Here is an 11,095-nt window from a genome sequence, read left to right as displayed (position 1 = left end):
TTCTGGCTATTCCGGTTTTGGTTCTTATGGCTGTTTCCTGTTCAAAGTATGAGAAACTGCTGAAGAGCCCCGACCTGAGTCTGAAATACCAGAAAGCCATTGAATATTACAACAAGGAAGACTATACCAAGGCCATTACTCTTTTTGAACAAATCAAACCTTACTATAAAGGTTCTCTAAAAGCCGACACGGTTGATTATTATTATGCCTGGAGTTACTTCAAACAACAGGATTATGTGATGGCAGGCCATTATTTTGAAGAATTCGGGCAACTGCATCCGCGGAGTCTCTTTACAGAGGAAACAGATTACATGGTAGCCTATTGCTATTATCTCTTGTCGCCCAGGCCAAGCCTTGACCAGAAAAACACCTATGATGCCATTACGGCCTTCCAGGTATTCATGAACAAGTATCCTAAAAGCAAACGCATAAGCGACTGCCAGAAATACATACAGGAACTCAGGGAAAAACTTGTCAGCAAATCTTACCTGAATGCCAAACTCTATTACAACCTCGGGTATTACAAAGCAGCCATCATAGCCTTGCGGAACAGTCTGAACGAATTTCCCGACACCAAATACCGCGAAGAACTGATGTATCTTCTCCTGAAATCAAACTACCTTCTGGCGAAAAACAGTGTGGAAAGCAAGAAAAAGGAACGGTTTCAGAATACGGTTGATGAATATTATTCCTTTATAGCTGAATTTCCGAAAAGCAAATACATGAAGGAAGTTCAGAAGATGTACGATGAATCAGCCCAGGCATTGAATTTATAACTCAATCTATATTTTGTCTATGAACGATTTCAGAAAAACGAAAGCGCCCACCACAACAGTAACACGAAACGTCGATCAGCTGGATGCCAAAACGGGCAATATTTATGAAAGTGTCATGATTATTGCCAAGCGTGCCAATCAGATCAGCAACGAAATCAAGCAGGAACTGAGCCACAAGCTGGAGGAATTTTCCAGTTACACTGACAACCTGGAAGAAGTATTCGAAAACCGGGAACAGATTGAGATTTCGAAATATTATGAGCGGTTGCCCAAACCGACGCTGATAGCTACTGAGGAATTCCTGAACGGGGAAATCTATTACAGGAATCCCCACAAGGAGAATACTCCCGAATCATAATGCTGAAGGGGAAGAAAATACTGCTGGGTATTACGGGCAGTATAGCTGCATACAAGGCTGCCTCCCTGATCCGTTTGTTTGTTAAAGAAGGTGCCGAGGTGAAGGTTCTTATGACGCCTCTGGCCAAAGAATTCATTACCCCGCTTACTCTGGCAACACTCTCGCGGAATCCGGTGCTTTGCGATTTTTTCGAAACCAAAACAGGTGACTGGCACAGCCATGTTGATCTGGGCGTCTGGGCCGATGTTTTTATCATAGCCCCTGCCACAGCCAATACCCTGGCAAAAATGGCCGCCGGATTGGCTGATAATCTTTTGCTCACAACATACCTTTCGGCCCGGTGTCCTGTATTTGCTGCACCCGCCATGGACCTGGATATGTTCCGTCATCCGGCAACACAGGAAAACATTGCTCTGCTCAGGAAACACGGAGTTCATTTCATTGAACCAGCTACGGGGGAACTTGCCAGCGGGCTGGAAGGCAAAGGCCGTATGGAAGAGCCGGAAAAAATATTCCTGGCCGTCTCCGCATTCCTGAATGATTCCCGGCAGGAGGAAAGAAAAAAAAAACTGAACAATAAAACCGTTCTTATCACGGCCGGGCCAACATATGAGCCCATTGATCCGGTGCGGTTTATCGGAAATTTCTCATCCGGCAAAATGGGATATGCTTTGGCCGAAGCTTTTGCCGGTGCCGGAGCCCGTGTTATTCTTGTCAGCGGCCCTGTTTCCCTGTCACCGGAGCATCCTTCCATAGAAATTATCCGCGTCACTACGGCTCGTGAGATGCTCGAAAAATGCCTGGCTGTTTTTCCCCGGTGCGATATAGCCATTCTTGCGGCAGCCGTCGCTGACTATACCCCGGCCAATCCATCAAAAAACAAGCTGAAACGGGAACACGACACCTTATCCCTCGAGCTGAAAGCCAATCCTGATATAGCCGCCGAATTAGGAAAACGTAAAAAAGCAGGACAGATCCTTGCCGGATTTGCCCTTGAAACCGGCAACGGACATGAAAACGCACTTCAGAAACTGCGGAAAAAAAATTTTGATTTCATAGTGCTCAATTCACTGGAAGACCAAGGAGCCGGTTTCGGAACCGATACCAATAAAATTACCATTCTCGACAATAATCATCCTCCGGAAGAGTTTTCTCTTAAGGATAAGAAAGCTGTTGCGCTTGACATACTGAACAAAACACTTTCCCTCTTATGAAAAGGATTATCTTTTCCGGTATTCTCATTCTGGCAGGTTTGGTTCACCTGAATGCCCAGGAGCTAAACTGCAATGTACAGGTTGTTACCCAGCAGATTCAGGGAACCAATAAGCAGATTTTCCAGACCCTTCAGAATGCCATTTATGAATTTATGAACAACCGGGCATGGACCAGCCATGTTTATGCTCCGGCGGAACGGATTGAATGCAATATCTACATTAATCTGAACGAGCAGGTTTCGGCCGATCAGTTCAGAGGAACCATCCAGGTTCAGAGCCGACGGCCGGTTTACGGAAGTTCGTACAATTCGATTTTGCTGAATTATCTCGATGATAATTTTGATATCAGATACCAGGAATTTCAGCCTCTTGAATTCACTGAAACCTCCCATCTTTCCAATCTCACTTCCATCCTGGCCTATTATGCCTATATCATCATCGGCCTCGATTACGATTCTTTTTCGCCGGAAGGAGGTACTGAATATTTTCAGAAAGCCGAGAACATTGTTCTGAATGCCCAGAATGCACCGGAAAAAGGATGGAAAGCTTTTGACGGCAAGGGAAACAAAAACCGGTACTGGCTGGTCAACAACCTGCTGGACAAGCAGTACCAGCCTGTGCGCGAATTTCTGTACCGCTATCATCGTCTCGGACTGGATGTTATGAGTTCCAAACCCGTGGAAGGGCGTGCAGAAATAGCCGAAAGTCTCCGGCTTCTCCAGCAGGTGTACCGTACCAAGCCCGATCCTTACATGCATTTGCTTCAGGTGGTTCTGAATGCAAAATCCCAGGAACTCATCAATGTTTTTTCTGAAACATTGCCCGATGAAGGAAGAAGGGTGGTAACCATCCTCAGTGAAATCGATCCTTCCAACGCCTCTAAATATCAGGCGATTCTTTCAGCCCGGTAGAAGCGAAAAAAAGTTACTGATTGAAAATCATTACTTTATTGCTTTACGGACAAACTCCAGGATGGTTTTTTCGTATTCCGCAGCCTGCTTTTCAATTTCTTCCGCTTCACGAAGGATCTGCGCCGCTTTTTCTTTATCTTTCAGCGAAGAGGCATTGATTTTCACATTCAGGTGGGCGCCGCGGATGCCGGCTGTCAGGGCCAGTGCGCCGACAGCTGCGTCGCTGATGGAATTTGGGTTTCCGGTTTCCGCCATAGCCTTCACCACGGGAAGTGCCTGCCATCCGGATTTCATTACACAAAGGGGAACCTCCATGGCATGCAATACTGCTTCCTGAATGGCCGATGTTCTCCTGGCAGCTTCTTCTTCCGTATTTTTTGGCAAACGGTAGGCTTCCATCAGGGCATTGAACGCTCTTGTGTCTTCGTCGATCAGACGGATCAGCTCCTGCTGGACAGCCTTTGCTTTCTCTGCCCACTGTGAAAATTCCTCCCAGCGTTCATCCCATCCGGGCTTATGGGCTGAGAGATTGGCCACCATCATGCCCAGGGATGCACCCGCAGCTGCCATAAGGGCTGCGACAGAGCCTCCGCCCGGAGCGGGTGATTCGGAAGCCGTTTCTTCAAGAAAACCGCGAACCGTCAGATCGCTTAAAAGGGAAATACCCTTTTCACGAAGAAGGTATTCAATCACTTTTTCCTCCGGGCGAAACGGATACAAATCGTTCAAACCGAGTGAACGGACAGCAATACGGATAAGCTCTTCATCAGAGACTCCAGTAGATCGTTTCTGTTTCTGCAGAAAATATTTTCCTGCCTCGAGCAGGGATTGCAGGGGCACCAGACCGACAATTTCCGAACCGGTAACCCGCATTCCCCTGGCTTCAGCTTTGCTACAGGCTTCTTCAAAAACAATGTGCAGGGGAGTTTCCCGGATATTGGTCAGATTGCAGGAAACCTGCGCTATGCCGTACTCTTCAATAAACCACCCGATGGCTTTTACATGACGCAGTGATCCGGGAATCATGACAGGGTTACCTTGTTCATCCCTGACAATTTTTCCTGTTACCGGATTTCCTTCTCTTTTCGGGCGGCCTTTTTCCCGTATATCGAAGGCCACAGCATTTGCCCTGCGGGTAGAAGTTGTATTCAGGTTAATGTTATAGGCAATCAGAAAATCACGCGCTCCCACGGCTATTGCTCCGGTGCGGGGAAGAAATACTGCCGGCCCGAAATCAGGCTTCCATGCAGGGTCGGCAAGTTTTGCCTGCAGGCCTTCATATTCACCGGCCCTTACCGTAGCCAGGTTCTTTCTCTCGGGACAGCTGGCAGCATGTTCATACAGGTAAACCGGTATGCTGAGCTCCTCTCCTATTCGCTTTCCTAATGCCCTCGCCAGCTCTGCTGTTTCTTCCATAGAAATTCCCTGAACAGGTACCAGTGGCAGAACATCGGTTGCACCGAACCGGGGATGTTCACCATGGTGCTTCGACATGTCGATGAGTTCCATGGCTTTTTTCACAGCCCGGAAGGCAGCTTCCAGAACCGGCTCCGGTGATCCCGCAAAGGTGATAACTGTGCGGTTTGTTGCCTTTCCGGGGTCAATATTCAGCAGGTGTGCTCCTTCAACTGATGATATGGCCGAAGCTATCTCATCAATTACTCTTCTGTCACGTCCTTCCGAAAAATTGGGAACACATTCAATAATTTTCTGCATAAAATTTCCTCCTGTTTGCTTGTTTTTATTTCCCGGCTTCAGCCAGGCACTATTTCACCGCCAAGTATTACCATATCGATCAGGTCAGAACCAAACGCATACGGGAAAAATTCAAAGGAAGGCATGGGTTTGGTAATGATCATATCGGCCCTTTTACCAGGCTCTATGGATCCTGTTTCGCCAGCAACATCCATGGCCCATGCCCCATTGATCGTAGCCGCAGTGAGTGCCTCGGCAGGGAGCATTTTCCAACGGATGCAGGCCAGTGACATCATCAGTTTCATATTACCAGACGGAGATGAACCGGGATTATAATCAGAAGCCAACGCAACGGGAATATTCCTCCGAATCATTTCCCGAACCGGAGGATCAGGAAGAGAAAGGAAGAAAGAAGCCCCGGGAAGAACCGTAGCAATGGTCTCCGAAGCTTCGAGAGCGTCCAGCTCTTCCCTGCCAATCCGCTCAAGATGGTCAACCGTAAGGGCATCGTATTTCACTCCGGTTTGCACCCCTCCCGAATTATCCAGTTCATTGGCATGAATTTTTGGTCGTAATCCGTACTTTATCCCTGTCATCAGGATCCGCTCGGTTTCTTGCGGTGTAAAAAAACCTGTGTCGCAAAAAACATCAATAAAATCAGCAAGGCCTTCTGATGCAACAGCCGGTATCATCTCAAAAAGCAGTATCCGGATATATTCTTCCCTGTTGTTGCGATGTTCTTCAGGTATGGCATGGGCACCGAGAAAAGTGGCTTTTATGGCAAGGGGTGTAGTCTCTTTCAACCTTCTGATTACCCGAAGCATTTTCAGTTCATCTTCAGGGGTAAGCCCATATCCGCTCTTAATTTCAAGAGAACCTGTTCCCTGCCGCATTACCTCCCTGACCCTCAGATACGCCTGCCGGTATAATTCTTCCTCCGGCGTCCTGCGCAAAAGAGCAACGGAGTTAAGAATACCTCCTCCCCTCAAGGCAATCTCTTCGTACGAAAGCCCTGAAAGTTTATCAACGAATTCCTGTTCCCGGCTGCCTGCATAAACGATGTGCGTGTGAGAGTCACAGAAAGCAGGAATGACATATTTCCCCGATGCATCAATCTGCCGGAATTCTTCCGTTTCTTTGTGCCCCGGAAAATCCTTCATGTTTCCGATCCGTTCTATACGACCGTCCCTGATCATTATCCACGCATCAGGAAACCTTCCGGGACGATTCATGGCCACCCCTCTAAGTGGCCCATCTGCCGGCACGTCTGTGACCAGAATCTCCCTGATGTTTTTGATAAGAATATTTCCCGCCATAGTCTTTTTCCGATCGTTCGAAAATTACAAATTCCTTCCTTATGAAAAGATACGAATCTGCATACTTTACAACAGAGAAATCTTTATCCTGAAAATTTAGTACCTTTATACACATTTAGAAATCACCCAACTACAGGTTTTCCTGTCTCTTATATGGGCATATGGTTTCCCCTGTGCCTTTGCCGGAACAGATTCAAGTATCACTAAATGAATGTCGTATGAAGAATTTTCCCTTCATTTTAACACTCTGCCTGCTGATGGCAGTAGGCTGCAAAAAGGAAAAAGACAGGGAGCCGGCAGCTTCCGATGTCTGGGATATTGACAAGAACGGGGTTCCTCAGTTTATCAGTACCAATTACATCGAAATCGGGAAAATATACAGGGTTTCCCGTTTCCGGTCGTCGGTAGGCCATGACTATTCCGATGCTTTTGAACATTGCCGGAGCATGAAACATTACTTTCAGCCATCGGATACTGTCAACTGGTCAGATGTCAAAATTTTCTGCCCGGTTAACGGAGAAATCACGCGGGTTGAACAGGAATGGACAGGCACCAAAATAGAAATCGTTTCGGAAAAATATCCTGCTTTCCGGTTTCAGATATTCCATATTAATTTGGCTGTCAACCTGCAAATTGGCGACAAGGTTACTGAGGGTCAGCTGCTGGGAAAACACGTTGGCACGGAAACCTATTCCGACATTTCAGTGATTGTGAATGATCCTACCCATCAGGGACGCATGGTTTCCTACTTTGATGTTCTTACCAACGAAGCCTTTCAGGCATTTGTATTGCGGGGAATTACCAACCGCTCGGCATTTATTATCAGCAAAGAAGAAAGAGACCAGCATCCGCTGGTTTGCAACGGAGACACTTTTGTTTCTCAAGATCCGCTGGAAAACTGGGTTGTTCTTCAATAAGCCGACAAAAACCGGGCAACAAAAAAACCCAGGTAATTCCCAATGGCATATCCGATAATACCAATAGTAATGCCGGTAATAATAATTTCTTTGTTGCGCAGGGCACCCGCCACAACCGGTACAAAGGGCGGTGAGCAGATCAGGGCTGTGGATGTTATTAGCATGGTGTCAGTATCTATACGGAAAAAATAGCTGATAAGTGCCTGAAAAAGCAAGGAACCGAAGATGACGAATACTATATAATACAAAATCGGAGCTGACTGAATTGAGAACTTCTGAATATCGGCCATGGAAGAAACCGTAACAGAGAATATAAGAATCAGATACATGCCTGCTTCAAACGTTTTTTCCGTTTTGTTAATCCACGGAACCAGGGAAGCCAGGATACCGAGTGTGGTTATAACCAGAATAATAACCACCATCTGATGTTCCTGTTTCAGAAACAAAGTCGGGAGTGCACCCAGCAGAAAAATAAGTACTGCTACTCCAAAGGCTCTGAGGAGAGGCACAAACACTTTCCGACGGAAAATTCCTTCATATGGGTTTTTCCCGTCCGAAAGGGAAAAATTCCTGTCTTCAGGTTTCAGAAAACGGTAGGGCGGCAGAAAGAGTCCGAAGAAGCTCCGTGCTACTGTCATCAGAAACAGCAAATGAACGCTTCCGACAAAAAGATCATAGGTATGGGTAATGATGTAGGTATTTGGATCCACATTGAGCATCAGGGCAATAGAAGCAAGATTCGGGGTTCCTCCGGTATAGACACCTACCAGCATACCGCTGACTTTCCAGAAATCGTTTATTGCAGGAGTCCTGAAAATAAAATATCCGGCAATGACGGTGGCGACCACCATAATGGTGCCAAGAAACAGGGATATGACGGTTTTTCCTGCCAGACGGAACCAGGTTCTGATATCGGATGAAAACAGCAGCAACGGGACAGCCAGAGGAATGGTAATGCTCATAATGGTATTCTGAACTTTATCGGCACCCTCAGGCAGAATACCCATATTACCTGCTACAAGGCCAATTATATAAGCCACCACTACCGCTCCCAGCTTATTGATCCAGGGAAACTTACGGCAGAGATAAAGAATCAGTGCCGGTGTGAAAACATAAAAAAGTACCAGCAGTACGATATAAAATGCTGCCATAAGCAAAAGGCTTTGAATAGCCAAACGTAAGGGATTTTTTCAAGAAATCAAAAAATCTACCTTATTGCGCTAGTTCAAGTTTTTGTTTTTCTGCATCCTCTGCAGGAATTTTCTGTACCAGCCATTTATTGCTGTGCTGACACTTAACCCAAAACTTCGGGGTCAATCAGGGATTTAGTCACAATCCTCGAAACTCTTGCTGTACTGGGTAATGGCAGCCCGGCTCATGGCCATGCTCGAAAAACCACCGTCGTGATAAAGATTCTGCATGGTAACTTTCCGGGTAAGGTCTGAGAACAAAGTGATGCAATAATCTGCACATTCATCGGCCGTGGCATTTCCGAGGGGTGACATGCGTTCAGACCAGTCGAGAAGGGTATCTATGCCTTTAATTCCACTGCCTGCCGTTGTAACAGTAGGTGACTGGGAAATGGTATTCACCCGTATTTTTTTGTCCCGTCCGTAAATGTATCCGAAACTCCGGGCTATGGATTCCAGGAGGGCCTTTGCATCGGCCATGTCATTGTACCCCACCAGGGTCCTCTGGGCGGCAATATAAGAGAGGGCAACCACTGAACCCCATTCATTGATAGCATCCAGTTTCCGGGCTACCTGAAGCATTTTATGGAATGAAAGTGCTGAAATATCAAGCGTCTTTAAAAAATAATCATAGTCAACATCGTCGTATTCCCTTCCTTTCCGAACATTGGGCGACATGGCGATGGAATGCAGAAGAAAGTCAATTTTCCCGCCAAGAACCTCCATGGCTTTGGTGAAGACCATTGTCAGATCTTCCACACTGGTAGCATCGGCAGGAATAATGACCGACCCTGTCATCTGAGCCAGTTTGTCAAGGGTTCCAAAACGAAGGGCAACGGGAGTATTGCTGAGCACAAACGTTGCCCCTTCCTCATGGCAGCGTTCCGCCACCTTCCACGCAATCGACATGTCGTTCAGGGCGCCAAATATGATACCCTTTTTCCCTTTTAAAAGATTGTACGCCATAAAAAAACCGTTTTTGTATATGTAAAATGGTAATCAACAAACAAACCACACATTTAGTTCATTTTTGCCTTTACACCGAGCAGTTCCCTGGCATTTTCAAGGGAAGCATCCGTAACCTTGTCCCCGCTCAGCATTTTGGCAATCTCAGCAATTCGCTCTTCCGGTTTGAGTACTTTAATGTAGGTATTGGTTTCCTGTTTCTGGTCTTTTTTGTACACGAGAAAATGGGTGTGGCCTTTGGCTGCAATCTGCGGTAAATGGGTTATATTGATTACCTGAAGATGTTCTGCCATTCGCTGAATCAGGTTCCCCATTTTGAAAGCAATTTCGCCCGACACCCCGGCATCAATTTCATCAAAGATGATGGTAGGTACAGTAACCGACTGAGCCATGATGGACTTAAGAGCCAGCATCAACCGGGATATTTCTCCGCCCGAAGCAACTTTTGAAACTTCCATAGGCTCCGAGGAGCGGTTTGCAGAAAACAGGAACCCGATCCGATCGGTTCCTGACGGAGTGAGTTCAGCAGTTTTCTCGCAGGTAATAACAAACCTGGCGTTGGGAATGCCAAGGTCTTTCAGAATACTCATTACGGTGGTTTCGATGCCGGGTATGGCTTTTCTGCGGGCCGTGCTGAGCGCATCGGCTTTTGCCATCAGGGACGCCTTCAGCCGTTCATATTCCTTTTCCAGTTCCTCCAGACGTTCATCGGAAGAAGTAATATTTCCTATCCTCAATTTCAGGCTGTCTCGCAGAGCAATCAGCTCCTGCAGTGAGTTAACCCTGTGTTTCTGCAACAGTTCATAAAGCAAATCCAGGCGCTGGTTAACGAATTCGAGCCGGGCTGGATCCAGCTCCGTTTCACTGGCTATACGTTCGGCTTCAGATGCCAGGTCTTTCAGCTCAATATAAACCGATTCAAGCCGCTGGTGGAGAGCTCCGGCCTTGTGATAGTAGGTTTCGGCCTTGGATAGCAGCGACAGGGCCTCTCGTATGCCCTGAAGCACCGAAGCACCTTCTCCGCTGAGTATATCGGAAGTTCTTCCCAGCGAGGCGCGCAGATCTTCAGCATGGCTGAGTTTTTTCTGCTCCTCTTCCAGTTCTTCCAGTTCCCCTTCTCTGAGCTTCGCATCTTCCAGTTGCTGGTACTGAAAAACATAATAATCCAGATCGGCCTTAGTGCGGCTCATATCATCTTTCAACTGGTGAAGCTCATCTTCCAGGTTTCTGAAACGCCGGTATTCTTTCAGATAGTCTTCCAGATCTGCCTGGGTTCCGGCAACAAGGTCAACCAGCCGCAACTGAAAATGCCGTGTATTTAATTCCAGATTCTCATGCTGGGAATGAATATCGACCAGCTGAAGCCCTAACTCACGCAAAACGGCAAGCGTTACGGGTGTATCATTGATAAAGGCCCTTGATTTTCCATTAGGGTTGATTTCCCTCCGCAATACCGTAACTGACTGGAAATCCAGATCATTCTGTTCGAAAAACGGTTCCAGCCTGGCATCGCCGATAAAAAAAGTGCCTTCCACAATGCATTTGAGGGTTTTATCGCGAAGCACTTCTGTTTCAGCCCTCTGGCCAAGAATAAGGGACAAAGCACCGAGAAGAATTGATTTGCCGGCTCCGGTTTCTCCGGTGATGGTTGTAAGTCCCCTGCTAAACTCCATATCCAGGGAACTGATCAGTGCATAATTCTGAATATGAAGCGACTGTAACATTACCGAACTAAAAATTCCTTTTGGCGAA

At 46.8% G+C, this 11,095-nt stretch carries 10 protein-coding genes; 5 read left to right on the top strand and 5 right to left on the bottom strand.

Annotated elements, in window-relative coordinates:
- The first annotated feature begins 2 nt into the window (after positions 1–2).
- Genes bamD through GX419_08705 form a run of 4 tightly spaced genes read left to right on the top strand, consistent with a single transcriptional unit; the run spans position 3 to position 3,259 of the window.
- On the top strand, positions 3–776 hold the full coding sequence (bamD, locus tag GX419_08720; protein ID NLI24773.1) for an outer membrane protein assembly factor BamD: 774 nt from the start codon (positions 3–5) through the stop codon (positions 774–776).
- 19 nt (positions 777–795) lie between these two features.
- A complete protein-coding gene (locus tag GX419_08715; GenBank protein NLI24772.1) occupies positions 796–1,134 on the top strand; it encodes a DNA-directed RNA polymerase subunit omega in 339 nt (112 codons plus the stop codon).
- Positions 1,134–2,348, top strand: coding sequence for a bifunctional phosphopantothenoylcysteine decarboxylase/phosphopantothenate--cysteine ligase CoaBC (coaBC, locus tag GX419_08710; GenBank protein ID NLI24771.1), 1,215 nt, complete (start codon positions 1,134–1,136; stop codon positions 2,346–2,348). Before GX419_08715 ends, coaBC begins: the two co-directional genes overlap by 1 nt.
- Complete coding sequence (locus tag GX419_08705; protein ID NLI24770.1) at positions 2,345–3,259, top strand: DUF4835 family protein; 915 nt, start codon at positions 2,345–2,347, stop codon at positions 3,257–3,259. Before coaBC ends, GX419_08705 begins: the two co-directional genes overlap by 4 nt.
- Positions 3,260–3,289: 30 nt before the next feature.
- Here GX419_08705 and ftcD read toward each other — a convergent pair whose 3' ends face one another.
- The gene (ftcD, locus tag GX419_08700) at positions 3,290–4,975 is read right to left on the bottom strand and encodes a glutamate formimidoyltransferase (protein NLI24769.1); all 1,686 of its coding nucleotides are present in this window, start codon (positions 4,973–4,975) and stop codon (positions 3,290–3,292) included.
- Between the two features lie 38 nt (positions 4,976–5,013).
- Positions 5,014–6,270, bottom strand: coding sequence for an imidazolonepropionase (locus GX419_08695; GenBank protein ID NLI24768.1), 1,257 nt, complete (start codon positions 6,268–6,270; stop codon positions 5,014–5,016).
- Between the two features lie 218 nt (positions 6,271–6,488).
- On the opposite strand from GX419_08695, the gene GX419_08690 reads away from it, so the two are divergent.
- Complete coding sequence (locus tag GX419_08690) at positions 6,489–7,187, top strand: hypothetical protein (protein ID NLI24767.1); 699 nt, start codon at positions 6,489–6,491, stop codon at positions 7,185–7,187.
- Here the strand turns inward: GX419_08690 and GX419_08685 are convergent.
- The 3 genes from GX419_08685 to recN form a co-directional block, all read right to left on the bottom strand.
- Positions 7,181–8,338, bottom strand: coding sequence for a DUF819 family protein (locus tag GX419_08685; GenBank protein NLI24766.1), 1,158 nt, complete (start codon positions 8,336–8,338; stop codon positions 7,181–7,183). The two genes, GX419_08690 and GX419_08685, sit on opposite strands and share 7 nt — an antisense overlap.
- A 174-nt stretch (positions 8,339–8,512) precedes the next feature.
- Positions 8,513–9,343: an enoyl-ACP reductase gene (locus tag GX419_08680; GenBank protein NLI24765.1), complete on the bottom strand. Its 831-nt coding sequence runs from the start codon at positions 9,341–9,343 to the stop codon at positions 8,513–8,515.
- Positions 9,344–9,396: 53 nt separating this feature from the next.
- Positions 9,397–11,067: a DNA repair protein RecN gene (gene recN / locus GX419_08675; protein ID NLI24764.1), complete on the bottom strand. Its 1,671-nt coding sequence runs from the start codon at positions 11,065–11,067 to the stop codon at positions 9,397–9,399.
- Positions 11,068–11,095 lie beyond the last annotated feature (28 nt).

This window comes from Bacteroidales bacterium (genome assembly GCA_012517825.1).
GTDB lineage: Bacteria > Bacteroidota > Bacteroidia > Bacteroidales > JAAYUG01 > JAAYUG01.
This window is presented reverse-complemented; position numbering and strand designations above follow the sequence as displayed.